Origin of the sequence: Tardiphaga sp. 619_E2_N8_4, assembly GCF_051810905.1 — a bacterium.
GTDB lineage: Bacteria > Pseudomonadota > Alphaproteobacteria > Rhizobiales > Xanthobacteraceae > Tardiphaga > Tardiphaga robiniae.
Map to the genome: position 1 here is coordinate 4,031,054 of NZ_JBPWQJ010000001.1, position 26,292 is coordinate 4,057,345.

Sequence of the window (26,292 nt, forward strand, 5' to 3'; positions counted from 1 at the left end):
CCGGCTGAACAGGAGCTGCTTGCCAAGGATCGTTCTTCAGCGATCGTCTGCAGCGGCACCGTGTGGTCGCATGGCGAGCGCGTCGTTCAGGCTGCGACCGATGATACGTTCGCGATATCGATCTCAATGGAAAGCGTCTGCCTTAACCCGTGAGGTTGCCGGTTCTCGATTTCGAGTGTGCCTCCCTGTCGTTCGACAATTTCCTTGGCGATGGCCAGGCCGAGCCCGGCGCCGGGGATTGACTGGCGGCGGGCCGGATCGGCGCGAAAGAACGGTTCGAAGGCACTTGCCAGGAATTGTTCGGGAATGCCGGGACCGTTGTCATCGATCAGGACGACAGCGCGGCGATCGTGAACTCTCAGGCTTACGATGGCGCCGCCGCCATGGGTCGCAGCATTGATGATGAGATTGCGTAGGGCGCGCTTGAGTGCGAGCGGTGAGATCTTGACGCTGCTGTGATCGAGTCCGGCAATTGTCACCCGCATCTTGATCAGGGTGAGTTCGGCGCAAACGTCCCCGACGAGTTCGTCGAGTCTGACGTGTTCGGTGCCTTTTCCGACGGTCTCTTCCCGAACGAGCTGGATGGCGCTGTCGGCAATGTGGTCCATTTCATCGAGGTCATGCAGCCACTCCTCACGCTCTCGTTCGTTGAGAAATTCGGCGCGCAGACGCATGCGTGTCATGGGTGTCCGCAAATCGTGCCCCGCGGCAGCCACAAGTCTGATCTTGCTGTCCATCGCTTTTTTGAGACTTGCGCCCATCATGTTCAGTGCCTGAGCGGTTGCCTTGATTTCGATAGACCCTTCTTCTTTGAGCACGGGCAGCACGCCGTCCTTACCAACGGACATCGCCATGCTCTGCAGCAATTTAAGCTGGTTCGTCGTCTGATGGGCGACCGTAAGAGCAACCCCGATGACGCCAACCGTGATCAGTACCATCCAGCCGGCGAGGCCCCACCACACTTCAGGAGGCGGCGCGTGCTCGCGTATGGGCCAGCTCAGCCAGCCGGGGCCCATCTTGATGGACGCCCATCGTTGGCCATCCGGCGTTTGCTTGACGAAAATGTCGAAATTGGCTTGCGATTTTTGAAATGCTTCCTGCAGAAGCTTGGTCGGCGCTTCCAGAAGCTTTCCCTCGATGGGCGCCGGCTGAAGATGAAAGACTGCATCGTTTCCGCGAAAGGTGATGCTGTTGGAAAATGCAGCGACGCGAGACGTCAATCCGTCACGAAAATCCTTTTCGACCAGCCCGAGTATCATTTGCGACATCACGGCGCTGGCCAGGATCACCACACAAAGGACCGAGCCCACGAGCATCAAGGAAAATCGAATGCGTATGGAGTTCATGTGTCTGCGCCAATGGTTTCAACGCGTGCCGAGAAAATGTAACCGCCGTTGCGCACGGTTTTGATCAACTGGAAATCATCATTGTCGCCAAGCTTCTTGCGCAACCGGCTCATCAACACGTCGATCGAGCGATCGAATACGTCGTCGGAGCTGCGGTTCGTCAGTTCGATCAACTGATCACGCGAGAGCAGGCGACCCGGCCGTCTGACGAGCACCAGCAGGAGTTCAAATTCGGCTGTTGTGAGATCGAACGGCTGCCCGTTTTCGTCCAGCAACTGCCGCGCGCCGGGATGGAGTTTAAATCTGCCGAAGTGATGTTCGAGCACCTGGGAGAGCTGGATGTCCTGCGTCACCTTGCGACGAAGCACCGCGCGGATGCGGGCGAGCAATTCGCGCGGATTGAACGGCTTGCCGAGATAGTCGTCCGCGCCGATTTCGAGGCCGATGATCCGGTCGACATCCTCCTTCAGCGCCGTCAACAGGATGACGGGTATCTCGGAGCCCTCCCGCCGAAGATCGCGGCAGATATCGAGCCCCGACCCATCGGGGAGCAGGACATCGAGAACGATCAGGCTGACCTCGTTGGTCTGCAGCGCTTCCTTCATCGTTCGCTGGTCGGAGGCGATGGATACGCGGTAGCCTTGTTCGGTCAGATAGCGTCCCAGCAATTTTCGTATGGCAAGATCGTCATCGACGATGAGGATGTGAGACATGGTCTGCATTGGGCGGCATCCGGCTCCAGGCGGTGGTTCGTTCAACGTGACTGCTAATGTCGTAGCATAGCTGTCTTGGGCGGAGGGACGGTAATCACTGTCATGCATGTCCGGTCATTCCGTCACCGGCATCGCGTCGTCGTTCCACTCGGGAGGTGCTCCCATTTTCCCGCCGATGAAGGCGGAAACGCCGGTGCGCCCGAAGGCGTCACAGGCAGCGTATTTAGGCTTCCCCCCAAAAGCCGAATTCACGCGCTGTAGACTGGGCGTGGACAGCTTCTTGTCGAACGGATTTTCACCGGTAATGAGGAGCTTGCTGAAATCTGCGCCGAACTCGCCCGCCAGATCGTAGGCGTCGCCGGATGCCGCAACGCGCGGTGTGCTCGTCAACATGTCGGCATCGCGGGCCCAGACGAATGCCGCTTTCTGCTGGCCTTGTACGTCGCGGGCTTCCGCCTCGACCGACAGGCCGCCCATGCCGTACGGGATTCTGGGCACGACGATGGGAAAGCCTGCACTGATGAACATAGGTGCGGCGGAGGCAACTTTGGCGGCCCCAGCGACATTCGGATCGGTGACGGTCACACGCGTCACGGTGACATGCACCGTGAGGTCGGCGGGTTGCCCGGATGGGACCACATTGAAGCGGTCGCTCAGTCCGATACAGACGGAACGGTCGACAGCATTCGCGATGACGCGACGTTGCTTGTCGGTGAGGGCGGCTCGAGATGCGGCATGAGAGAAGGACGTGGGTATGATGCTGACACTCCTGGCCGCCAGGACACCGGCCTTGTCGACGCGCATCTTGGATTTGGTAGTGATGCCGTCGGCCGGCGCGAGGTCGTTATACGAGGCGAGAGACCCTGATGTCTCCAGCTGCGCCGTGGCGCATCCAGCGACAGTTGCTGTCAGAGCGTGCAGGCATATCAGTTTCAACACGTGGTTGATGGCGTTCGCGCGCATAGAGATGTCCCCCAATAGTCAGGGACACTGCGTACGGAGACAAATTGTCAGCCACATTGCGAAAGATTACGGATCAGCCGCCATTTGTTTCAGAACATTGCAGAGGGAGTCGCGCTAGTTCTTGCCCGGCATTTTCGCGGCGATGATGTCATCGGCCTTGACCCAGCCGGGCGTGCCCACGGCAAACCGCGCCTTGGCGCGCGAGGCAAGGTCGCGGGCGGTCTTGTTGTCGCCGCGAAGGAAGGCGGCCTGGGCCGAGGCCAAGTCGGCCTCTGCGAGTTCACCCTTGCGGCCATAGGCCATGGCGAGCTGCATGTAGCCGACGGGCGCTTCACTCTCGCGCGCCACCGCAGTGCGCAGGATGCGGATCGCCTCGTCGGTATAGGCCTTGTTGTCGGAGGCGACGAGCGCCTGGCCGAGCATCATCTCGATCAGTGGCGCGTTGTTGGAGAGCTGCACCGCACGGCGCAGCGGCGCAATCGCCTCATTGGGCTTGCCGCCTTCGAGCAGCGCCTGGCCGCGTAACTCGTAGAAATATGGATTGTTCGGCTGCGCCTTGATCAGCGCATCGATCTGCTCGACAGCCACGCGCAGATCGCCATGGCGATAGGTGGCGATGGCACGGGCATATTGCGCGGGCAGGCTGGTGTCGGATGGCGGATAGCGCCGCAGCACCGTGTCACGCTGCTCCATGAAACCGGCGGTCTTGGCGCGCATCAGCTCGTGGCGCAGCATCAGCGCCGGATCGTCCTTCTTGTCCCAATAGGGACTCGACTTCGCAAGCTCCTCGAGGGCGGCAACGCGCTCCCGGGGCATCGGATGCGACATCATATACGGGTCGCTTCCGCGTGCTGCGAACAGGCTGTCGGTGCCGAAGCGCTGGAACGTCTCGTACATGCCCTTGGACGACTGGCCGGTCTGGTTCAGGAATTTGACGCCGGCGCGGTCGGCATTCTCTTCCTGCTGCCGCTGATAGGACAGCATCGTATTCATCATCATCGCTTGCGGCGCGGCGACCGCTGCGGCGCCGATATTGCCGGCAGCACCATTGGAGTTGCCGCCGCGCGCTCCGGCCGCCATGGCGCCGACGCCGAGCAGCATCGCCACGATCATCTGGGTCTGCGCCTGCGCCATGCGCTCGCGCAGCTTTGACAGATGGCCGCCGGCGAGATGGCCGGTTTCGTGGGCGAGCACGCCGATCAGCTGGTTCGGCGTCTGTGACTGCATCAGCGCGCCGTGATTGACGAAGATGCGGCGACCGTCAGCGACAAAGGCATTGAAGCTGGCGTTGTTGATGATGACGACCTGGATGTTTTGCTTTTCGAGGCCTGCGGCGCGCAGAATCGGGCGCGTATAGTCACGCAGCAGCTGTTCGATCTCGGCGTCGCGCAGCAGGCGCGGAGCGTCGCCTTGCTGCGCTTGGGCGGCCATTGGCGTCAGCGTCAGCGTCGCCGCGGTCAGCAGCGTGGTCAGCTTCGAGAACAATCGAGATGCAGCCCTTTTAGGCTGCAGCTGCAGGTCTTTCATCATTGGCCGAGGTTCGGATTCGATATAAGCCCTAACAAGTCAAATATTGCGGCGGGAGCGCGGCGTTGCTCCCATGCCGTAACGTGCATAACGCCGCGCAGATAGCAGATTTCCATGCCAGATACGATCCTCAAAACCCGGGCACACAGCCTTCTTGCAGCCTCCGGCCGCAGCAACGTTCCCCCGTTCATGGTGATGGATGTGATGGCCGCTGCGGCGCGGATCGAGGCCGCTGGCGGGCACGTGATTCACATGGAAGTCGGACAGCCGGCAGCGCCCGCGCCCAAGGTGGCCATCGAGGCTGCACAGGCTGCACTGGCGCACGGGCGGATCGATTATACCGCTGCGCTTGGCACCCCGTCGCTGCGTGCGCGGATCTCCAGGCATTATCGCGACGTCTATGGCTGCACGGTCGATCCGGAGCAGATCGTGGTGACCACCGGCTCCTCCGGCGCGTTCATCCTGTCCTTCCTGGCCCTGTTCGAGCCCGGCGACCGCGTCGCCGTCACCGTGCCTGGCTATCCGCCGTATCGGCATATTCTGACTGCGCTGGGCTGCGAGCCGGTGCTGATCGAAACCCATGCCGACAAGCGCCACGCCCTGACCGCCGAGGATCTGCTCGCCGCGCATCGCGAAAAGCCGCTGAAGGGCGTGCTGGTCGCGAGCCCGGCCAATCCCACGGGCACCATGATGTCGCGCGAAGCGCTCACCAGCCTGATCCACGCGGCAGATGATGCGGGCATTCGCTTCATCTCCGACGAGATCTATCACGGTCTCGATTATGCATTTCCCGCAGTGACCGCGGCCGAGCTATCGCCGAACGCGCTGGTGATCAATTCGTTCTCGAAATATTTCTGCATGACCGGCTGGCGCGTCGGCTGGATGGTTGTGCCCAAGCCGCTGGTGCGGTCCATGGAACGGCTGCAGCAGAACCTATCGATCTCGGTGCCGACGCTGTCGCAGATTGCGGCAGAAGCTGCGTTCGACGGTCATGCGCAGATGGAAGACATCAAGCATGGCTATCAGGAGAACCGCCGCATCCTGACCGCAGGATTGCCGCAAGCCGGCCTCACGGACTTCCTGCCGGCCGATGGCGCCTTCTATCTCTATGCAGACGTGTCGAAATTCACCACTGACAGCTTCGATTTCGCCAAGCAGATGCTGGAACAGGCACATGTGGCCACAACGCCCGGCAGCGACTTCGATCCGATCCATGGCAAGTCCTATATTCGCTTTTCGTATGCGAGCTCGACCGAGGACATGCATGAGGCGGTCGCGCGGATCAGCAAATGGCTCGGGCAGGGCGGCCCGAAGTGAGGGAGCCCATCTTGTCGGATGCATCCACCGCGAACGCGCGTCGTGTCCCCATCGCCGGAGTATGGTGGCCAAGCCGCAGGAGAGGTTTTGCCGTCCTGCGGCGCGCCGTGGTGCTGGCGGCGTTTGGAGTCGCGTTGTTGGCGGTTTCGGCGAAGATCAATCTGCCACTGCCATATGTGCCGATGACCCTGCAGACGCTGGTCGTTTTGATGATCGGCGCCGTCTGTGGCTGGCGCCTCGGCACGTTGACGATCATCGCCTATCTCGCCGCCGGTGCATTGGGATTGCCGGTGTTCGCCGGGCCCGTTGGCGGTCTCAAACCGCTCACAGGGGCGACGGCCGGCTTCCTGTCGGGTTTCGTCGTTGCTGCGTTCGTCACGGGCTGGTTCAGCGAACGCGGATGGGATCGCTCGATGGTCCGCCTGTTCGTTGCCATGGCCATCGGCCACATCGTGATTATGGCCATGGGCTTTGTCTGGCTGGCTTACGGTATGAAGCTCGGCGCCGAGAAAGCCTGGTTGGTCGGCGTCATGCCGTTCCTGGCGGGGGCATTAGTGAAGAACACATTGGGCGCGATCCTAGTGCCCGTCCTGCGCGGAATGGTTGATCGCCGGTATCGCTGAACGCTCGGCGCGATATTTGTTCGTTAATCGCCCAAGTAATTCCGCGTGGCGGCTTGCAAGAGGCCGCCCATGTGACTAATGACCGCGGCAGTAAAAATGCTCAGGGAGTTGAAGCGGAATGTCTGCGGTAACGGCAACGGCGGGTCCGGGAGCGGCTACTCCGGCCAAAAAGCCCTGGTACAAGGTTCTCTATATTCAGGTGCTGATCGCCATCGTGATCGGTGTGCTGGTCGGGTGGCTGGAGCCTCAGTTCGCCACCAATGAATGGATCAAGGCGCTCGGCGACGGCTTCATCAAGCTGATCAAGATGGTGATCGCGCCGATCATCTTCTGTACCGTGGTGTCTGGCATTGCACATATCCAGGACGCCAAGAAGGTTGGCCGCGTCGGCATCAAGGCGCTGGTCTATTTCGAGATCGTCTCAACCTTCGCGCTGATCCTCGGCCTTGTGATGGGCAACCTGTTCCAGGTCGGCCATGGTCTGGTGACCAAGACCGAAGGTAGCGCAGGCGCAGTCGCCAATTACGTCAAGCAGGCTGAAGCAACGAAGTCGGTCGATTTCGTGCTCAACATCATTCCCGACAGTGTCGTTGGCGCCTTCGCCAAGGGCGACATCCTGCAGGTGCTGTTGTTCGCGATCCTGTTCGGTTTTGCGCTGATGGCGCTGGGCGAGCGTGGCCACAGGTTGCGCGACATGATTGATGAGACGTCGCATGCCGTGTTCGGCGTGATCGCCATTGTCATGAAGGCAGCCCCCCTCGGCGCATTCGGCGCGATGGCCTACACCATTGGCAAGTTCGGCCCGGCGGCGCTCACCAACCTGTTGAGCCTGATCGTGCTGTTCTACGCGACTGCAGCACTGTTCGTGGTGGTCGTGCTCGGCATCATTGCCCGCATCGTCGGCTTCAACATCTTCAAGTTCATCGTCTACATCAAGGATGAGCTTTTGATCGTGCTCGGCACTTCTTCGTCGGAAAGCGCGTTGCCGCAGCTGATGGAGAAGCTGCAGCGTCTGGGCTGTTCGAAGTCGGTCGTCGGCCTCGTGGTGCCGACCGGCTATTCGTTCAACCTCGACGGCACCAACATCTACATGACCCTGGCGACGCTGTTCATCGCCCAGGCGCTCGGTGTGGATCTGTCGTTCGGCCAGCAGGTGACTATCCTGATCGTGGCGATGCTGACCTCCAAGGGCGCTTCGGGCGTCACCGGCGCCGGCTTCATCACGCTGGCAGCCACGCTGTCGGTGGTTGATCCGCGTCTGGTGCCCGGCATGGCGATCGTGTTCTCGATCGACAAATTCATGAGCGAGGTGCGCGCGCTTACCAACATCACGGGCAACGGCATTGCTACGGTGTTCGTGTCGTGGTGGGAAGGCGAGCTTGATCACGACACGATGCACGCCAATCTCAACAAGACCATCGATCCATCGGATGTCGAAACGGCAATCACCACGGACTGATCCGCAGTAGATCGCAGCACTAAAAAAGCCGCCCGGTTTTGCCGGGCGGCTTTTCGTTGTTGCGTTGGAAGGCGCTTAGTCGCTGCCGAGGACGCGTGACCACCAGCCGGCTTTGCGCGGCTGGGCTTCGACCGCAGGGGCCGGTGCAGCGGCTGGAGCAGGTGCCGGCTCCGGGGCTGTAGCGACAGGCGCTGCCGCGGGCTGTGGCTCCGGAGACATCGAACCGAAGTTGACCTTCTCGCGCACCGTCGAGCGACGACGTGCTGCAGCTTTGTCATCTTCCTGCGGTGCCGCGGCTTCCTGCACGGGGGTAGGTGCTGCGACGGGAGCAGGAGCGACTAGCGTCGGTTCAGGCGCTGCCGGCGCGAACATCGGCACGGCATCGTGACGGCTCTGTTCGGCCTCTGGCTGTGGCGCTACATAGGACGTCACGGTGTCCGAAGCTGCGTACTGGTGCGGCTGTGCGTCGTGGCGCGTGTCCTGACCTTCGAGATCGGCCACGGCATCGCTGGCTTCCGAGCTCTGGGTCGGTCCGAGTTCATCGGAGATCGATCCGGCCAGACCTTCGTCGTTACCACCACGCCGGCGGCGTCCGCCGCGACGGCCACGGCGACGCGGGCGACGCTCGCCATCGGCCGGCTGATCGGCACGGGCCTCACGAGGCTGATCGTCGGCCTCGTCGTCTTCGCCTTCGCTGTCGTCGCCAACGGTTTCGACGTTACCTTCAACCGCGCCTTCAGCGGCGTTCTGGAGATCGCCGCCCTCGCGACCGGGAGCGCCGCCTTCGCGGGTTTCACCGGAGCGACCGCGACGGCGCCGACGGCGCTTGCGCTTGCGGCCATCGCCGTCTGCATCGCCGGTGGCGCTTTCACCCGAGGTCTCGTCGTCGGTGAGACCTTCGGTCTCCTCGGTTTCGATTTCGGCTTCCGTCTCGAACAGGTCTTCGTCGTCGAAGGGTTCTTCTTCCAGCGGCGGCGGGAAGGCCGCAACCTGAGCCGCGAGAAGCGCCTTGGCGGCTTCCAGCGTATGGACCTGTTCGCCGCGGTCGATCACGAAGGACTGCTGACCGCTGACATTCGGATCGGCGATGACGGCGAGCGTCACCTTGAAGCTATTTTCGAGATCGCGCAGATGGCCACGTTTGTGGTTCAGCACATAGAGCGCGACATCGGTGCGGGTGCGCACGATCAGGTTATGCGTGGCGCCCTTCATAAGGGTCTCTTCGAGGCCGCGCAGCAACTGCAGGGCCACCGACGACACCGAACGAACGTGACCGCTGCCGCCGCAATGCGGGCAGATATCCGTGGAGCTTTCCAGCACGCTGGCGCGGATGCGCTGGCGCGACATTTCGAGCAGGCCGAAATGCGAGATGCGGCCGACCTGGATGCGCGCGCGATCCTGCCGCAGGCAGTCGCTCATCTTGCGTTCGACAGCGCGGTTGTTGCGCTTCTCGTCCATGTCGATGAAGTCGATCACGATCAGGCCGGCGAGATCGCGCAGGCGGAGCTGACGCGCCACTTCCTCGGCCGCTTCGAGATTGGTTTTCAGCGCGGTATCTTCGATGTGGTGCTCGCGGGTCGAACGGCCCGAGTTCACGTCGATCGAAACCAAGGCTTCGGTCTGGTTGATGACGATATAGCCACCGGAGCGCAGTTGCACGGTCGGCGAGAACATTGCGTCCAACTGGCTCTCGACGCCCATGCGCGAGAACAGGGGCTGGCCGTCGCGATACTGCTTCACCGCGCGCACATTGCTCGGCATCAGCATGTGCATGAAATCGCGCGCTTCCTGGTAGCCGGCTTCGCCCGCAACCTGGATTTCGTCGATTTCCTTGTTGTAGAGGTCGCGCAGCGAACGCTTGATCAGCGAGCCTTCCTCATAGACGAGGGTCGGGGCCTGCGACTTTAGCGTCATGTCGCGGACGGTTTCCCACATCCGGATCAGGTATTCGAAATCGCGCTTGATTTCCGGCTTGGTGCGCGAGGCACCGGCGGTGCGCAGGATGATCCCCATGCCTTCCGGCACGTCGAGGTCCGACACCACTTCCTTGAGACGCGAACGATCCTGTGCCGAAGTGATCTTGCGCGAGATGCCGCCGCCACGGGCAGTGTTCGGCATCAGCACGGCGTAACGGCCGGCAAGCGACAGGTAGGTGGTCAGTGCAGCGCCCTTGTTGCCGCGCTCTTCCTTGACGACCTGCACCAGCATGACCTGGCGGCGCTTGATGACTTCCTGGATCTTGTACTGGCGACGCGGACGGAAGGCGCGCTCCGGGACTTCCTCGAGAACGTCGTCACCGCCGACGGATTCGACCTGATCCTCTTCGGCTTCTTCCTCGCCGTCGTCTTCGTCTTCCTCGTCGTCGTGTTCGTCGCTGTCAGCGGCAGCGGTGTGCTCGCCCTCGGCACGCTCTTCGTGGTGAACGTCCTCGGCATGCGCCGCGTTCTCTTCGGCGTGAGCGGCCTGAATCTGTTCGTCATGCGCGTGATCATCATGCGCCTCGGCGGCGACTGGCGCCGGCGTCTCCGCAACGGCTTCGACCGGAGCAGGCGAGAAGCCTGCCGAAACAGGCTGTTCGGTCACAGGCTCGGATGCAACGACCTCTGACACGAGGACCTCGGGAGCCACAGCTTCGGCAGCGACGCTCTCGGACGCGACCGGTGCGGCGGCATGATCGTGATGATCATGGTCGTGCGCATGATCGCCTTCGGCGTGCTCATGCGCGTGGGTGTGCTCGTGACCGTCATGGTCATGATGGTCGTGATCGGCAGCGTGGTGTCCGTCATCATGGGTATGGCTGTGGACCTCGAAGGCCGGATCGCGCGGCTGTTCGGCCTGCGACGGATCGATCGCCGTCGTATCGACGACATCGCTCTGCACCCGCTCGCCACGGTCGCGGCGACGGGAGTTGCGATGACGCGAGCGCTTACGGTTGGAGCGGTTTTCGGTCTCTTCCTCAGCTTCGCGATGGGCCCGTTCATCCGCCTCGATCAGCGCCTGACGGTCGGCGACCGGGATCTGATAGTAGTCCGGATGGATTTCGCTGAAAGCGAGAAAGCCGTGGCGGTTGCCACCGTATTCGATGAAGGCGGCCTGCAACGATGGTTCGACGCGCGTGACCTTGGCGAGGTAGATATTGCCGCGGAGCTGCTTGCGCTGCGCAGTCTCGAAATCAAACTCTTCGACGCGATTGCCGCGAACCACGACGACCCGGGTCTCTTCCGGGTGAGTCGCATCGATCAACATTTTGTTTGGCATTTGGAAGCTCATGGAGGCGGACGGCGTGCGTGGCGGCAAGCGCGTATCGCGCAGCCGGGTGACGCAACGGTCCACCTGATTCGGGGGTGAGGGGAAGGCCGAAACACAGCCCTGAACGCCGTGCCGATCGCGAGGTCAGTGCGGGGCGACGCGCGAGGCTTGGGCCTCGCATCGGCATAGTTCCCACCTGGGTCTCGGTCGGCATCACAGTCTGGCGCATCAAGCGTCGGCCCGTCTGAACATCTTGGCGGCAAAGGCGCCGCCTTTTGCTGACGTCCGGCGCGCCGCAGAACGCGGTCACCGGCTGTCGCATACTCCGCCCGTAAGGCCGGAATAATCGGTCATGAAGTGTCTAAAGCCGCCCCGGGAGCGAGAAAGGACCTGGGACCGGACACCGCCTGGGCTAAGACCGCCTCTCTGGGCAACCGCGCGCTGCGCTGGTTGTAGAGAGGAAGCCGGAAAACGCTGGATCCACCGATAGATGGTCGGGGGAACGAGCGTTGCACCGGGAGGCTGAACGCGACACAACCGGGAGTTAAACCGTCAGCTCTTCGTACATACGAGGAATGGGGGTCGCATGCAAGGGAAGCGTCACAAGGCTGCAACACTCAGGCTTATTCGATATGGCCGACTTAAGCTCCGGTTAACCCTGCAATCCTATTGGGTTAATGAGGGGCTGCTTCGGAGGCAGTGGATTCGTTGACGAGCCGCGCAAACCACATCGTCAGGCTGGCCACGGTGCTCTTCAGCGCCGGTTTCGGGCTGTTTTGGTGCCCGAATTCCGCCCAGGCCGCCGGCGAGACGCCACGCGCGGAAGTCGAGGGCGTTTTCCCGATCGCCTCCGACGTGCGCATCGCCGGTGACGAGAAACAGACCCGTTTCATTCTCGATCTCGACCGGAAGATCCCGCTGCGGGCCTTTGCGCTGGCTGACCCATATCGGGTGGTCATCGATCTTCCCCAGGTCAATTTCCATCTCGATCCTGGCGCCGGGACGGTCTCCCGCGGCCTGATCAAGGCGTTCCGCTACGGTCTGGTGATGCCGGGCGGGTCGCGCATGGTGTTTGACCTGACCGGACCAGCCAAGATCAAGAATTCCTACGCGCTCGATCCCGCTAACGGGCAGCCGGCGCGGATGGTGATCGAACTCGAATCGGTCGATCGCACCACATTCGTACAGGCGCTGGCGGTTGAGAATCGCCCGGATCTGCGACCGGCCATCGGAACGACTGCTGCGGCGTCTCCGGTTGCCACCAAGGTGGTCGCCAGCGGAGTGCCCGATGCCGCGCCGGACGCCCGTCCGGTCATCGTGATCGATCCCGGTCATGGCGGCATCGATAACGGCACACAGGCGGGCGGTGAGAGTGAGAAGGGCATCGTGCTGGGCTTCGGTCTGGCCCTGCGTGACCGTCTGGAGAAGCTTGGCAAATACCGCATCGTCATGACCCGCGCCGACGATACGTTCATCCCCCTGGATGAACGGGTGAAGGTGGCGCGCAACCAGTCGGCTGCTTTGTTTGTCTCCATCCATGCCGACGCATTGCCGCGAGGCGAGGGGGATGCGCAGGGCGCCACTGTTTACACCCTGTCCGACAAGGCTTCCGATGCGGAGGCGGAGCGGCTGGCAGACTCGGAAAACAAGGCGGACGCCATCGCCGGCGTCAATCTGACGGAAGAGCCAACCGACGTTGCCGACATCCTGATCGACTTGGCGCAGCGCGAAACCCGGACCTTCTCAAACCGCTTTGCCCGGCTTGTGGTGGGCGAGATGAAGACCACGGCGCGGATGCACAAGCATCCCCTGAAATCGGCAGGTTTCCGCGTGCTCAAGGCCCCGGACGTCCCCTCGGTGCTGATCGAACTGGGTTACGTGTCCAACAAGGACGATCTCCAGCAACTGATGTCCGAGAACTGGCGCTCCAAGACGGTCGGGGCGGTCGCCAAGGCGATCGACGGGTTCTTCTCCAAGCGGATGGTCTCTGCCGGCCCGGGAAACTGACGACCGGAACTGAAAATGACAAATCTTTCAGTACGAAAGCCCTGGCCTTCAGTATGAAAGCCCTAGTTTGGCCACAGCCGGAGCTCTATAAAAATTTCCGTGTGGCTGTCAGAATCGGTCAAGACTGACGGCCATTTCGGGTTGTCTCCTTGCTGATTTTTGCCGCGGGACTTGTTGCTGACTTCGCGCCCATGGGGGCCGCCGTATGCTATATTGTGGCACAGCGATTGAAACGGATCGTCGATAATGCGTCTGCTGGTGCGGTTTCTGGGTTTCTTGTTCGCTGCAGGAACCGTGGTGTTCCTGGTGGGCGTCGCCGCCGCCGCCGGGCTGATCTGGCATTATTCCAAGGACTTGCCGGACTATTCGCAGCTTCAGGATTATGAGCCGCCGGTCATGACGCGCGTCCATGCGGCGGACGGTGCACTGCTTGGCGAATACTCCAAGGAGCGCCGGCTCTATCTGCCGATTCAGGCCGTGCCGAAGCTCGTGATCAACGCGTTCCTCGCGGCCGAAGACAAGAATTTCTACGAGCATGGTGGCCTCGATTATTCGGGCATGGCGCGCGCGATGGTGCTTTACGCGCAGAACCTTGGCTCCAACCGCCGGCCGCAGGGCGCGTCGACGATCACGCAGCAGGTTGCGAAGAACTTCCTTCTGACCAACGAGGTCTCCTTCACCCGCAAGATCAAGGAAGCCTTGCTGGCGATGCGCATCGAGCGCACCTATTCGAAGGACAAGATTCTCGAATTGTATCTCAATGAAATCTATCTCGGCCTCGGTGCCTATGGCATCGCCGCCGCCTCGCTGGTCTATTTCGACAAGTCGGTGAACGAACTGACCGTGTCGGAAGCGGCGTATCTCGCAGCTTTGCCGAAGGCGCCGTCGTCGCTGCATCCGATCAAGAACCGCGACCGTGCCATCGAGCGCCGCAACTATGTGGTTGATCGTCTGCTGGAGAACGGCTGGGTCAAGCAGGCCGATGCCGACAAGGCGCGCAAGGAGACGCTGAGCGTCACCGGCCGCAACAGTTCGGGTCACATCTTTGCCGGCGAGTATTTTGCCGAGGAAGTGCGCCGCGACATCCTGGAACGCTACGGCGAAAAGAAGCTCTATGAGGGCGGCCTCTCGGTCCGCACCACACTGGATCCCAAGCTCCAGGTGATGGCGCGCAAGACCATGACCAACGGCCTGATCAATTTCGACGAGGTGCGTGGCTGGCGCGGGGCGACCAACAAGATCGATATTTCCGGCGACTGGGGCGTGAAGCTCGCCGAGGTCAAAGCGCTGTCCGACATCGCGCCGTGGAAGCTCGCGGTCGTGCTGGATGTCAGCGATCAGTCGGCGCGGATCGGCTTTCAGCCGGGCCGTGAACTCGGCGGTGCCGTGCTCAAGGATCGCCAGACCGGCATTCTGACGCTGGACGGCGTGCGCTGGGCCAAGCCCGCGGCCGGACCGACGAAGGGCAAAACACCGACGGCAGTGTCGCAGGTTTTGGCCGCGGGCGACGTGATCTATGTCGATCCGCTTACAAACAAGGACGGCTCGGTCGTCGAAGGCCAGTTCCGGCTGCGGCAGTATCCGGAAGTGTCCGGTGCCATGGTTGCGATGGATCCTTTGACTGGACGTGTGCTCGCCATGGTCGGCGGCTTCTCGTTCGACCAGAGCCAGTTCAACCGCGCCACGCAGGCCTATCGTCAGCCCGGCTCATCCTTCAAGCCGCTGGTCTATTCGGCAGCGATGGACAATGGCTACACGCCGTCCACCGTCGTAGTCGACGCGCCGATCGAGATCGATCAAGGGCAGGGCGCCGGGGTGTGGCGTCCGGAAAACTATTCGACCGGCAAGTATTACGGCCCGGTGACGCTGCGTAATGCATTGATGCGCTCGCTGAACACCGTGACAGTGCGACTGGCGCAGGACGTCGGCATGCCGCTGATCGGCGAATATGCCAAGCGATTCGGCGTCTATGATGAATTGCCGAACTATCTCTCCTATGCGCTCGGCGCCGGTGAAACGACCGTCATGCGGATGGTGACGGCCTACTCGATGTTCGCCAATGGTGGCCGCCGCGTGAAGTCGACGCTGATCGACCGTATTCAGGACCGCTACGGGCATACGATTTTCAAGCATGACCAGCGCGAATGCCGCGGCTGCGACGCGCCGGAGGGTTGGAAGAACCAAGCCGAGCCGCAGCTCGTCGATCGCCGCGAGCAGGTGCTCGACGCCATGACCGCCTACCAGATCACCTCGATGATGGAAGGCGTCGTGCAGGGCGGCACCGCGACCGTGCTCCGCGAAGTTGGTAAGCCGATCGCCGGCAAGACCGGTACGACCAATGACGAGAAGGATGCATGGTTCATCGGCTTCTCGCCTGACGTCGTGGTCGGTATCTATGTCGGTTACGACAAGCCCCGGAACCTCGGCAACAAGGCCACCGGCGGTGCGCTGGCTGCGCCGATTGCGAAGGACTTCATGAAGCTTGCGCTCGCCGACAAGCCGGCTGTGCCGTTCCGCGTGCCTGCTGGCATCAAGCTGATCCGCGTCGACGCCAAGTCGGGCATGCGCGCCGGACCGGGCGATGGCGGTCGCACCATCCTCGAGGCCTTCAAGCCGGGTACGGCGCCGCCGGACAACTATTCTGTGATCGGGGTCGCCGATGCGGATGGTCGTTCGCTCTCGGTGTCGCCGGAAACCGACCGCAGTTTCATGCGACCGGGAACGGGCGGGCTGTATTGAGGCTCATCTGACCCACAGCAGATCCTTGCGGATTGCGCTTTGCCGCGCACGCCGCTACATCCCGATCACCATTCGTATTGCGGCTGATGCCGCCAGATCAGAGTTTCCATGCGCGCTGAAATCGAACGCCTCGTAGAAGAGATCAAGCAGTCAGTCGGGCTGCTGAGGAGGCATCTTTGACGTCGATGCATCCACGGCACGACTTGCAGAGCTGAACGCTCTCGCCGAAGACCCCAATCTCTGGAACGACCCGCAAAAGGCCCAAAGGCTGATGCAGGAGCGCACCTCGCTAGAGGATTCGCTTCAGGGCATCGGCAAGGTCATGCGCGAACTCGACGATAATATCGAAATGATCGAGCTCGGCGAGGCCGAGGGCGATCAGGGCGTAGTGACCGAAGCCGAGAATGCGCTCAAGGCGCTGAAGAAAGAGGTCGCGCGCCGCGAGCTGGAAGCGCTGCTCTCTGGCGAGGCCGATCGCTTCGACACCTATCTCGAAGTCCATGCCGGCGCCGGCGGCACCGAGAGCCAGGACTGGGCCTCGATGCTGCTGCGCATGTATACGCGCTGGGCCGAAAAGCACGGTTTTAAGATCGAGTATCTCGAAGAGACGCAGGGTGAAGAAGCCGGCATCAAATCGGCCACCATCCAGATCTCCGGTCACAATGCCTATGGCTGGCTGAAGACCGAAGGCGGCGTGCATCGTCTGGTGCGTATCTCGCCTTACGACTCAAACGCCCGTCGTCACACCTCGTTCTCGAGCGTCGCGATCTTCCCGGTCGTGGACGACAGCATCAAGATCGACATCAACGAGTCCGATGTCCGCGTCGATACGATGCGTTCAGGCGGCGCCGGCGGTCAGCACGTCAACAAGACGGAGTCGGCGGTGCGTCTGACGCATATTCCGAGCGGCGTGGCCGTGGTCTGTCAGGCCGGCCGTTCGCAGCACAAGAACAAGGCCCAAGCTTGGGACATGCTGCGCGCGCGTCTTTACGAAATCGAGCTGAAGAAGCGCGAAGAGAAGGCTGCTGCCGATCAGGCCGCCAAGACCGATATCGGCTGGGGTCACCAGATCCGCTCTTACGTGCTGCAGCCCTATCAGATGGTGAAGGATCTGCGCACCGGCGTGCAGACGTCGGACACCTCAGGCGTGCTCGACGGCGATCTTGACGAGTTCATGGCGGCGACACTGGCGCAGCGCGCCTTCGGCACATCGCCAGGCGCAATCGACGACGTGGACTAAGCCATGCCCCAAGTTTTGCCCCATGTTGCGTTCATCGGTTTGGGACGCATGGGGCACGGCATGGCCGGCTGCTATCTCGAAGCCGGCTTCAGCGTTGCCGTCTGGAATCGCAGCAGGGCGAAAGCAGAAGATTTGATCGCACGTGGCGCACGCTGGGCAGCTTCACCGGCGGATGCAGCCGAAGGCGCCGATGCCATCGTCACGATGGTCGCCGATGACGAGGCTTCACAGACTGTGTGGCTCGGCATTGATGGTGCCGGGCGAACCGCGAAGGCGGACGCGCTGGCGATCGAATGTTCGACGGTGTCGCACCAGCATGCGCTCGATCTTGCCAGGGCGCTGCAGGATCGCGGCCTGATCTATATCGATAGTCCGGTCACCGGTCTGCCGGATGCGGCTGCGAGCGGCAAACTCACGCTGCTGGTCGGCGCGGATGCTGCGGACCTCGACAAGGCCCGGCCGTTCCTGGCGCCGATCGGATCGACGATCCGGCATTTCGGCCCCGTCGGATCGGGTACGGTTTACAAGCTGATCAACAACCTGATGGGCGCAATCCATATCGCTGGGCTCGCCGAAGGTCTGGCCATCGCAGAACATGCCGGGCTGGACATGAAGCTGGTGCTGGAGTCCATCGCGAGCGGCGTCGCGGCAAGCCCACAGGTGCTGCGACATGCGCCGCGGATGGTGGCCCGCGATTATTCAAGTGCATCCTTCACCGCTGCATTGCGCCATAAGGATGCGGCCTATGCTGTGAGATTGGCGGAGCAGCTTTTGCAGGCGAGGCCCCTGGTCGGCGCGGCGGCTGTTGAAGCCTATGAAAAGGCAAAGGCTTTCGCGCCCGACGATGACGAAGCCAAAATGATCGAGCTCATCTCGCAACCGAGAGACGGCTGAGCAAGCTAACCGCCCGCCAAAGTCTGCGGCGTCTTGAAACAGTCGCGTCGCTGCGTGGCCGCTTCCGTTCTTCTTGTCACCCGATATCATCCCCATGCCGGAACTCAATATCCGGCGCTGGCTTATCCTGACTCCGCATGTCGCGGTGTCACGAATTCAACGGGGTGTGGGGCATGAAGAAGATCATTCCAATTCTTGCTGTTGGCGTTGCATTGATGCTGGGCGGCTGTGGCCGCGATCCCGGACCAGCAGGTCCGAAGGGCGAAACCGGCGCGCAGGGGCCGGCCGGTCCGCAGGGTGCGCAAGGCGTTCAGGGCATTCCCGGCGCGCAGGGGCAGGCGGGTGCACAGGGACCTCAAGGTCCGCAGGGCACGCCCGGCGCCAAGGGTGACAAGGGCGATGCGGCACCAGTGAGCTTCCGCGCGGTGCAGGCAGATGGCGCGATTAGCTGCGAGGCGACAGAGACGCTGGTGTCCGTTGTCTGCCCGAGTGGCGGCGCACCGGATGGCACCAAGTGCACCACGACGCCAACCGTTGGTCTCTGCCTGAAGAAGTAATCGTGTGGCAGATTGAAATCGGCTGCTAGCCAACAGGTCCCTCGCTCGCAGGTGAGCGAGGGCCTTCAAACTTGCGGACGCGTGCTAGGCCTTACCGTCGCTGCGTCGTCCGTAACTCGGAGGCACCGAAATCACGAGATAGTATTCGCACCGGCGCGCAGTCTTGTTCTCGAACCAGTGCTCGACGTCGACTTCGAAATACAGCGAGTCACCCTCATCCAGAACCGTCTCGGTATCCTTGGTGCGCACGGTGACGCGTCCGTGCGTGGCAAGGACGTGTTTGGATGTGCCCTGCGGGTAGGCGGGCAATTTGCCGGTCGAGGTTTTCGGGGGCAGGTGATGCAGGACGACTTCCACTGCCATGCCGGCCATGACGGGCGACAGCAGGAAGCGCTCGAAGCCCGTCTTTGAATCGCGAAAGATCTGGCGTTGATCCTTGCGCACCACAGCGAAGGCCCGGCGCGGCGCGTCGTCGTCGCCCATCAGCGTCGAGAACGATGTTTCCAGAGCCAGCGCGATACGTCGCGCGACCCCGATCGTCGGGCTCTTCTCGCCGCGCTCGACTTTCGACAGCATCGCCCGACTGACACCGGACTGCTTGGAGAACTGCTCCAGGGTCAGGTTGGCCTGTTCACGCAATATGCGAACCCGATCGCCGAATGCGCGACTGACGGGGTCTTCACGAACGACCTTCCGCGTCGCCGGTTTCGCCATATCGGGTGCTGCTCCAATGTCATTCGCGGATGTAATCCGCCGGTGATTCCATCTTAGGCGCCGTTGCCCGCCATGTCACATCCTGCTGCGGCAGATGACCGCGTGCGTCTTCTAAAGAATAAATAGCCGGGATGATCAGCTTGCCAAAATCTTCTATCGAAGATAGGTGTATCTTTAGAAGATGCCGGCGATCCGTTCGCCGACAAGCAGACATATCAGGAGGAAGAATGCACCTTGTTACTTTCCTGCATGAGGGCCGGGCCACGGTCGGCATTGCAGATCAGGCGCTCACTCAGGTCTCGCCGCTGCCGCGCGACGTTGCCCCCGATATGATTGCGCTAATTGCCAATTTCGATAGCCTGAAGGGTACGCTTACCGCTTCAGCGGGCGCGCCCCTTCCTATCGCCAGCGTTGAGCTTCTTGCGCCAATCCCGCGCCCGGCACGCAATGTGTTTTGCGTTGGCAAGAACTACCATGAGCACGCGAAGGAATTCGCGGGTAGTGGTTTCGACTCCTCGGCAAAGGAAGTCGTGCCGGAAGCGCCAGTCATCTTCACGAAGCCGTCGAGCACGGTGATCGGTTCCGGCAAGTCGATTCCGAATTATCTCGATCCGACCGACAGCACCGACTACGAAGGCGAGCTGACGGTCGTCATCGGGCGTGGCGGCCGCGGCATCAAGAAGCAAGACGCGCTGGCGCATGTGTTCGGTTACACGATCATCAATGATGTCACGGCACGCACGCTGCAGCACAAGCATCGTCAGTGGTTCATCGGCAAGGGCATCGACGGTTTCTGCCCGATGGGTCCGGCGATCCTGACCGCTGACGAGATGCCCGACCCGACGAAAATGCGACTGACGACATCCGTCAACGGCGAAAAGCGCCAGGATGCGTCGGTGACCGATCTCATCTTCGACATTCCGACGCTGATCGAGACGCTCTCGGCAGGGATCACGCTGGAGCCGGGCGATCTGATCGCGACCGGAACGCCGGCTGGCGTCGGCCTCGGCTTCACGCCGCCGCGCTTCCTGAAGAAGGGCGACGTGGTTACGATCGAGGTCAGCGGCATCGGCAAACTCGAAAACCCGGTCGGCTGATTAAGCTTACATCGGTTGCGGTTTTGATGAAGAGGCGCGGGGCATCATCTGCCCCACGCTCAATTCTGCGAACTTCAACAACTTAGAGCTTTGAGAGCGCTCCAAGGCGCGCAGGCGCTGTCTCCCGAGATGGCGCGTCGTCCCCTGGATGCGACTGAAACCAATGCGTTGCTTAAAAACAAAACGGGAGACAAGTATGAAACGTCGTGACTTCATTGCAGGCCTCGGGGGCCTGTCGACGCTCGCTTTGACCGGTCAGGGCGTACGCGCGCAGGAAGCCTGGCCAAGCCGCAACATCACCATGGTCGTGCCATTTCCGGCCGGCGGGCAGGCCGACATCGCCGCGCGTCCGGTCGCGAGCTATATGCAGAAGGTCCTCGGCAAGCCGGTCATCATCGACAACCGCAGCGGCGCCGGCGGCTCGCTCGGCAACGCGACCGTTGCCCGCGCCCAGCCTGACGGGCATACGCTGCTGATGACGCTGTCGTCGCTCGCGGTGCTGCCTGAGTCGGATCGCATCTACGATCGGCCGGTCGCCTATGAAGTCGATCAACTGCAGCCTGTTGCGCGCGTGCTCGCAGATCCGACCCTGTTCGCCGTGCCGGCTAGTGCGCCCTGGAAAACGATTCAGGAATTCGTCGCCGACGCCAAGGCGCGACCCGGAGCGATATCATACGGATCGTCGGGCCCGTTCGGTACGTTGCACGTCTCGATGGAGATGTTTGCGATCGCCGCTGGCATCAAGCTGCTCCACGTCCCTTATCGCGGCGCAACGCCTGCGATCAGCGATCTCCTGGGCGGCCAAATCCAGGCGCTGGCCTCGGCGCCGGGCACGCTCAAGCAGCATGTCGATGCCGGGACACTGCGTGTTCTCGCGAACTTCGGCGGTGAACGCCTCGCTGCCTTCCCGAATTTGCCGACGTTCAAGGAACTGGGCTATCCCGATGTCGAGTTCTACATCTGGGCCGGTCTGTTCGCGCCGAAGGGAATGCCAGCTCCTGTCGTGACCAAATTGCGCGAGACCATGAAGCAGGCGATGAGCGATCCGGAAGTCACGAAGACATTCGAGGCTGCCGGCAACATGCCCGCCTATCAGGACTCGGAAGAGTTCGCGGCGTTCGTGGCCAAAGACAGCGCGCGTCTGGTTGCCGTCGCAAGGAAGATCGGCAAGGTCTAATTGCGGCTGCGCGTCCACTCCGACAGCCAGGCCGTGAAGCGGCCGCTGTCGCGGGTGCCGCCATGCCAGGCGGCAGTCATCTGACCGTCGCTCGCAACCATCAGCACCACGTCGAGACCCGCCGAACGGCGCAGGGTCTCTACGGCCTGCTGCGGCGTCTGTGCGATCGGGCCAGCGACGTTGAATGAGGTATTCACCGAGAGCTCAACGCCGATATGGCGACCGAGCGCCTTGAGATAGGCATAGGTTAGTGGATCGTCCTCGGCGCGGACGATCTGGATACGGCCGGTGCCATCGGCATGGATAACGGCCGGAATTCTCTCCCGTGCATGAGGCTTCGATTGCGCCGTCAGCACCATGTAATTGTAGGCGTTGTAGTTCGCGTCAGACGCGCCTTCCAGCAAATCGAAATACTCGTGCGCCGCGTCAAGTGTCGCCATCGGCGCCAACGGGCGGATCGCCTCGCGATATTTCACGCGTTCATTGAGCCGTTCGCGCGTACCGGCATCGCAGGGATTGGCGAGGATCGAGCGATGGCCGAGCGCACGTGGGCCGGTCTCTGCCGCGCCCTGATAAAGCGCGATGATGCCGCTCTGAGCGACCATGAAGGCCATCAGGTCGGCAATTGCATCGCAGCCCTCAGGCGTTGAGATATTGCCGATTGTCTGTGTCTTGATGTCGTCAGCCTGCAGTGCCGCGGTGATGTCGCTCTGTGTCGGCGCATCGCCGCAATAGAACGCGTGCGTCATCGCGGCGCCGCGTGGCGCGCCGATGAGATGCGCGAACATCCAGGCAGCGCCGATGGTCACGCCGGGGTCGCCGGGTGTCGGTGGAATCCACAGATGCAGTCGTTTCGCGCGACCTTGCGCCTTCTGGAACCATGTTTCGTCGAAATGCTGCAGCAGTCGCATGTTGCCGAGCGCGTTCAGTGCCACGCCGCCGGTGAGCACCAGCCGATGCGCGCCGGTGGTGCGCAGTAGATGATCGACGACGTGCTTCATCGCATCTTCGAAGACGAGTTGCGTGGCCGCGGCCTTATCGAGGCGATCCTGCGTATCCGGTCGATGCTGAATATCTTCGACGCGCAGCACTGCGTCCGGATTCCAGAGCTGATCTGGTTTGAGCGGCTCGCCGAGAATCTTGATCAATGCGGACTTGTAAGGCGCTTCGAACGGGTCGCAATACCAGTTACCCATCGCGCGGTTGAGTTGGATCTCACCATTCGCACCGAAATGCAGCACCTCGCGCAACCGTGCGTAATACGGATTGCTGGCGCGATCCATGTCGCCCCAGGCAGCAGCGCCCATATAGCGGCCCTCGCTGGAGAGCCAGGTCCAGCCGCCCTGTGTCGACGAGATGACGCTGTAGAACGCACCCAAGGAGTCGAAGACGCTGTTATTGCAATAGAGCCGCTGCATCTCGCCATGCTTGGCGACATATAGGGAGACCGAGCCCAGATCCCCTGTACCATCCAGCACGGCGATCGCGACCGGTTCGTCATCGGGGAAGGGCGATGCGGCAAAGGAGAACCAGGCGTGGTTGTCGTGATGGGGCACCATCAGCAGCGGGACACGCGCGGGCAGGCCGAATTGCTTGCGGAGCAGCTTCGGGGTCCGCGTCATCTGCTCGAGGCGCCGTGCGTCGAAGCTGACGGAGTTCTTGGTGCGCAGCAGCTTCAATCCGTCGGGCAGTTCTTCGACGATGCTTCGTACCAGCGTGCCGAGCAGATCGGGATAGTCCCAGGTCGTCAGCCATGCATCGATATCGGCGACGTCACGGCCCATCGCCTGCAGCGTGACGCGCATCGCATCGAGTGCTGCGCGGGGATATTGCGTAGTGTGCTTGTCGCCCGAGAAGCGTTCTTCTTCGTTGTTGACGATGAGGCGCGGCCCGTGAGCCTGCGTGACTTCGACCAGCGCTACGCCGGAATTGTGCGTGCCGGGCAGTCCGAGGCCGGCGAGCAGAACCGTTTCGCCGCGCGCCAGCTTGGCGCGGAGCTCCGAGATGCGACGGACAGTAAAGTGGGAGTCGTTGGCATGAAATCCTGCCAGCGTCATCGCCCAGGTCGCAAGCCGGCGGGTGGCGCGGAAACAGAACCGGCCGAGGCGGGGGAAACGGGGACCGATGCGTTGGGGGGATTTCAACGGGCTGCCTCTGATCGACGGAGACCCGCTTCAACCACAGTCGGAGCAGGGCAACAATGCCCTGCGTGCCGCACTTAGCCTGCGTTTAGGCGGACGCCGGCGCGGAGAAATTTCTGCGGGTCGACAGCTTCGCCATCGATACGGGTTTCATAGTGCAGATGCGGGCCGGTGGAGCGGCCGGTCGAACCGACCAGGCCGATCACCTGGCCGATCTTGATGATATCGCCGACCTTGACGTTGATCGCGGACATATGGCCGTAGCGGGTCGACAATCCGTTGCCATGGTCGATCTCGACCATGCGGCCGTAGCCGCCGGCATAGGCCGCGGAGACGACGCGGCCATTGGCCGTGGCGCGGATCGGATCCCCGGTAGCACCGCGGAAATCGAGGCCGGTATGCATCGCAGGACGGCCGAGGAACGGATCGCTGCGCACGCCAAAGCCTGAGGTGAATTCGACTTCGCCGACGACGGGCTTGCGATAGGGCACCAGCGCCATCGTCCGGTTGAGCTTGTCCATCTGCGCGCGGGTCACGTGGATGCGGTAGAGCTGGCGTTCGAACGGATCCGCGCTCGATGACAATTTGACCGGCACAAACGGGCCGCCCATGGGCGCGCGCGGTGTGGCGGATTCGAGTTTCGCCATATTCAGCCCGAGGTCCGAAATCGCGCCACGCATGCGGCGAACCTTGGAGTCCATGGATTCTTCAGCCGCGGCGAGTGTCGCAATCTGGCGGCTCTCGACCTGATCGAGCGAGGCCTGTAGACGACCAATCACATTGTCGACGCCGCCGAGTTTGGCGAACTGGTTAGGTTGCTGGGCGGTGAGCGCAGGCGTGCGGGACTCAAGCCGCGCTTCGCGATCCGGCGGCGCCACGAAGGTCACCGTGTCGCTGATCGGCGACGGCTTGGGGATCGATGTCGTAGGCTCGATCGCGGCGCCACGGGCCGGCGGCTTGCCGATCGAACCTGTAACAGACAGATCGGGCATGGTGCCGAGCGCCGTGGCGCGCGATTCCAGCGTGGTCTGCCGGCGCATGACCTGATCGAGCTTCTGGTCGAACTGCTCCTGGTCCAGCATCTGGCGGCTGGTGGTACGGTCGATCTTGGCGCGGAGTTCGGCGATGCGATCTTCGTAGGCATATTGCATGTCCGCCTGGCGCGCGATGAGCTTGGTCAGCACGTCGTCGCGAAAGGCAAAGTAAGTGGCTGTGGCCGCAGACCATGCTCCCAGCACGGTCACCGTGCCGACGACGATCCAGAACACCACAGGCCCGATGCGGACCTGCTTGCCGCCATGAGCAATCGTATAGTCGCTTTGATTGGCTTTCGGCGGCGGCGCCTTGACCGGCCCGACGCGGCGCGCCTGTGGCCGTCCATGGTCATGTGCGTGGTGCTGAGGGTACTCGGCATATTGGGTAGGGCGGTTCGACATCAGCACTCCTGATGCCAGCCGGAGACTCGTCGGCTGGCTCAACGGAGGCGATTTGAGCCCTTCATGGTTAATTTTGAGCAAATGACATTGATCAAATCCGACGTGCCTCTTCGAGCACCGCGTCTGCGTGTCCGTCCACTTTGACGCTGTGCCAGATCTTCGCAACGTTGCCTTTTGCATCGATCAAAACCGTGGTGCGAAGAACGCCTTCGAAGGTCTTGCCGTACATGGATTTCTCGCCCCAGGCGCCATAGGCTTTCAGCATCGATTGTGTCGCATCCGACAGCAGCGGAACTCCCAGCGCGAACTTGTCGCGGAACGACTCCTGAGCCTTTAGCGGGTCGGCCGAGACGCCAAGCACGGCGGCGTTGGCTGCCTGAAAGTCGGCGGACAGGCGGGTGAAGTCGATGGCTTCCTTGGTGCAGCCCGGAGTGCTGGCGCGGGGGTAGAAGAAGATCACCAGCTTCTGGCCAGCATAGTCCGACAGCGAGACCGTGGCGCCGCCGTCACGGGGCAACTGGAAGGCCGGAGCCTTGGCCCCCTCGGCTGCGACACTGGGCGCCGGTGCGATTTTCTCGCGAGTTGCTTTCGGTGCCGCCACGGAGGGCGGCGCAGGCTTCGCAACTGCTTTGGGCGACGCCTTCGCGGCGATCGTCTTAGTCGCTGGAGCCTTTTTGGCGACAGGAGCCTTCGCGACTTTGGCGGCTGGCTTGGCTAGCGCCTTGGACACGGCTTTCGCCACAGGCTTGGCTTGCTTGGCGGCAGCCTTTTTGGCTGGGGACTTTGTCGCAGCCTTGGCAGGCTTCTTCGCCTTCGAGGGAGAAGCAGTCTTGGCCGTTTTCTTGCTGGCTTTCTTGGCCATGGATGTTCCTTTCTTCGCGTTCAGCGGTTCAATTGCGCGGCGCGCCCGACGAGGCGCTTGGCCGCAGTTTCCAGCGTCAATCCGGCTTTCGCGCCCGATGCGTTTTCTGCCACTGTACAGATGGCTCGTTTCGAGGGATTCTTGCGCGATTTCTTGGACATACGCCTTCCTTTCGTCGCTTTCAGCGGCTCAGTGTGATGACATTGCAAAGCACCAGCGATCGGGTGGCGG

Annotated in this window: 20 protein-coding genes; 10 read left to right on the forward strand and 10 right to left on the reverse strand. The window is 62.1% G+C overall.

The window, feature by feature from the left end; all coding sequences use genetic code 11:
• Window positions 1–86: 86 nt before the first annotated feature.
• The 4 genes from AB8A23_RS19365 to AB8A23_RS19380 all read right to left on the reverse strand — a co-directional run bounded on the left by AB8A23_RS19365 (window position 87) and on the right by AB8A23_RS19380 (window position 4,549).
• On the reverse strand, window positions 87–1,346 hold the full coding sequence (locus tag AB8A23_RS19365; RefSeq protein ID WP_120289370.1) for an ATP-binding protein: 1,260 nt from the start codon (window positions 1,344–1,346) through the stop codon (window positions 87–89).
• Window positions 1,343–2,068 carry a response regulator gene (locus AB8A23_RS19370; protein WP_089264118.1) on the reverse strand — a complete coding sequence of 242 codons (726 nt, stop codon included), beginning with the start codon at window positions 2,066–2,068 and terminating at the stop codon, window positions 1,343–1,345. The genes AB8A23_RS19365 and AB8A23_RS19370 overlap by 4 nt, the downstream gene beginning before the upstream one ends.
• A gap of 105 nt (window positions 2,069–2,173) precedes the next feature.
• Window positions 2,174–3,022 carry a DUF3313 family protein gene (locus tag AB8A23_RS19375; protein WP_184516964.1) on the reverse strand — a complete coding sequence of 283 codons (849 nt, stop codon included), beginning with the start codon at window positions 3,020–3,022 and terminating at the stop codon, window positions 2,174–2,176.
• Window positions 3,023–3,136: 114 nt separating this feature from the next.
• Window positions 3,137–4,549, reverse strand: coding sequence for a M48 family metalloprotease (locus AB8A23_RS19380; protein ID WP_439060493.1), 1,413 nt, complete (start codon window positions 4,547–4,549; stop codon window positions 3,137–3,139).
• A gap of 114 nt (window positions 4,550–4,663) precedes the next feature.
• Between AB8A23_RS19380 and AB8A23_RS19385 the strand changes: the two genes are divergently transcribed.
• From AB8A23_RS19385 to AB8A23_RS19395, 3 genes are all read left to right on the forward strand, one after another.
• A complete protein-coding gene (locus AB8A23_RS19385; protein WP_439058512.1) occupies window positions 4,664–5,866 on the forward strand; it encodes a pyridoxal phosphate-dependent aminotransferase in 1,203 nt (400 codons plus the stop codon).
• A gap of 11 nt (window positions 5,867–5,877) precedes the next feature.
• Complete coding sequence (locus AB8A23_RS19390; protein WP_439058511.1) at window positions 5,878–6,489, forward strand: biotin transporter BioY; 612 nt, start codon at window positions 5,878–5,880, stop codon at window positions 6,487–6,489.
• Between the two features lie 118 nt (window positions 6,490–6,607).
• Window positions 6,608–7,948 (forward strand): dicarboxylate/amino acid:cation symporter, encoded by a 1,341-nt coding sequence (locus tag AB8A23_RS19395; RefSeq protein ID WP_439058510.1) that lies wholly within the window; start codon window positions 6,608–6,610, stop codon window positions 7,946–7,948.
• Between the two features lie 75 nt (window positions 7,949–8,023).
• Here the strand turns inward: AB8A23_RS19395 and AB8A23_RS19400 are convergent, their stop codons facing one another.
• The gene (locus tag AB8A23_RS19400) at window positions 8,024–11,206 is read right to left on the reverse strand and encodes an Rne/Rng family ribonuclease (RefSeq protein WP_439058509.1); all 3,183 of its coding nucleotides are present in this window, start codon (window positions 11,204–11,206) and stop codon (window positions 8,024–8,026) included.
• A gap of 699 nt (window positions 11,207–11,905) precedes the next feature.
• Here AB8A23_RS19400 and AB8A23_RS19405 point away from each other — a divergent pair.
• From AB8A23_RS19405 to AB8A23_RS19425, 5 genes are all read left to right on the forward strand, one after another.
• Window positions 11,906–13,204: an N-acetylmuramoyl-L-alanine amidase gene (locus AB8A23_RS19405; RefSeq protein ID WP_439058508.1), complete on the forward strand. Its 1,299-nt coding sequence runs from the start codon at window positions 11,906–11,908 to the stop codon at window positions 13,202–13,204.
• A gap of 246 nt (window positions 13,205–13,450) precedes the next feature.
• Window positions 13,451–15,943: a penicillin-binding protein 1A gene (locus AB8A23_RS19410; RefSeq protein ID WP_439058507.1), complete on the forward strand. Its 2,493-nt coding sequence runs from the start codon at window positions 13,451–13,453 to the stop codon at window positions 15,941–15,943.
• 108 nt (window positions 15,944–16,051) lie between these two features.
• A protein-coding gene (gene prfB / locus AB8A23_RS19415; RefSeq protein WP_139285829.1) for a peptide chain release factor 2 occupies window positions 16,052–17,183 on the forward strand; the annotation gives its coding sequence in 2 pieces (ribosomal slippage) (window positions 16,052–16,120 and window positions 16,122–17,183; 1,131 coding nt in all).
• 15 nt (window positions 17,184–17,198) lie between these two features.
• Entirely contained in the window at window positions 17,199–18,077 is an 879-nt protein-coding gene (locus tag AB8A23_RS19420) for an NAD(P)-dependent oxidoreductase (RefSeq protein WP_439060492.1), read from the forward strand.
• A gap of 173 nt (window positions 18,078–18,250) precedes the next feature.
• Window positions 18,251–18,634 carry a hypothetical protein gene (locus AB8A23_RS19425; RefSeq protein WP_116662286.1) on the forward strand — a complete coding sequence of 128 codons (384 nt, stop codon included), beginning with the start codon at window positions 18,251–18,253 and terminating at the stop codon, window positions 18,632–18,634.
• 84 nt (window positions 18,635–18,718) lie between these two features.
• On the opposite strand, the gene AB8A23_RS19430 is transcribed toward AB8A23_RS19425, so the two are convergent.
• Entirely contained in the window at window positions 18,719–19,348 is a 630-nt protein-coding gene (locus AB8A23_RS19430) for a helix-turn-helix domain-containing protein (protein WP_089264128.1), read from the reverse strand.
• Between the two features lie 227 nt (window positions 19,349–19,575).
• On the opposite strand from AB8A23_RS19430, the gene AB8A23_RS19435 reads away from it, so the two are divergent.
• The gene (locus tag AB8A23_RS19435; RefSeq protein ID WP_093758407.1) at window positions 19,576–20,445 is read left to right on the forward strand and encodes a fumarylacetoacetate hydrolase family protein; all 870 of its coding nucleotides are present in this window, start codon (window positions 19,576–19,578) and stop codon (window positions 20,443–20,445) included.
• A gap of 196 nt (window positions 20,446–20,641) precedes the next feature.
• Complete coding sequence (locus tag AB8A23_RS19440; protein WP_089264130.1) at window positions 20,642–21,622, forward strand: tripartite tricarboxylate transporter substrate binding protein; 981 nt, start codon at window positions 20,642–20,644, stop codon at window positions 21,620–21,622.
• On the opposite strand, the gene AB8A23_RS19445 is transcribed toward AB8A23_RS19440, so the two are convergent.
• The 4 genes from AB8A23_RS19445 to AB8A23_RS19460 form a co-directional block, all read right to left on the reverse strand.
• Window positions 21,619–23,766, reverse strand: a complete 2,148-nt coding sequence (locus AB8A23_RS19445) for a carbamoyltransferase C-terminal domain-containing protein (protein ID WP_439058506.1) — start codon at window positions 23,764–23,766, stop codon at window positions 21,619–21,621. The two genes, AB8A23_RS19440 and AB8A23_RS19445, sit on opposite strands and share 4 nt — an antisense overlap.
• Before the next feature lie 74 nt (window positions 23,767–23,840).
• Window positions 23,841–25,199: a M23 family metallopeptidase gene (locus AB8A23_RS19450; RefSeq protein WP_120290290.1), complete on the reverse strand. Its 1,359-nt coding sequence runs from the start codon at window positions 25,197–25,199 to the stop codon at window positions 23,841–23,843.
• Window positions 25,200–25,290: 91 nt separating this feature from the next.
• Window positions 25,291–26,061 carry a peroxiredoxin gene (locus AB8A23_RS19455; RefSeq protein ID WP_439058505.1) on the reverse strand — a complete coding sequence of 257 codons (771 nt, stop codon included), beginning with the start codon at window positions 26,059–26,061 and terminating at the stop codon, window positions 25,291–25,293.
• A 20-nt stretch (window positions 26,062–26,081) separates the two neighbouring features.
• Window positions 26,082–26,222, reverse strand: coding sequence for a hypothetical protein (locus AB8A23_RS19460; RefSeq protein ID WP_158005733.1), 141 nt, complete (start codon window positions 26,220–26,222; stop codon window positions 26,082–26,084).
• Window positions 26,223–26,292 lie beyond the last annotated feature (70 nt).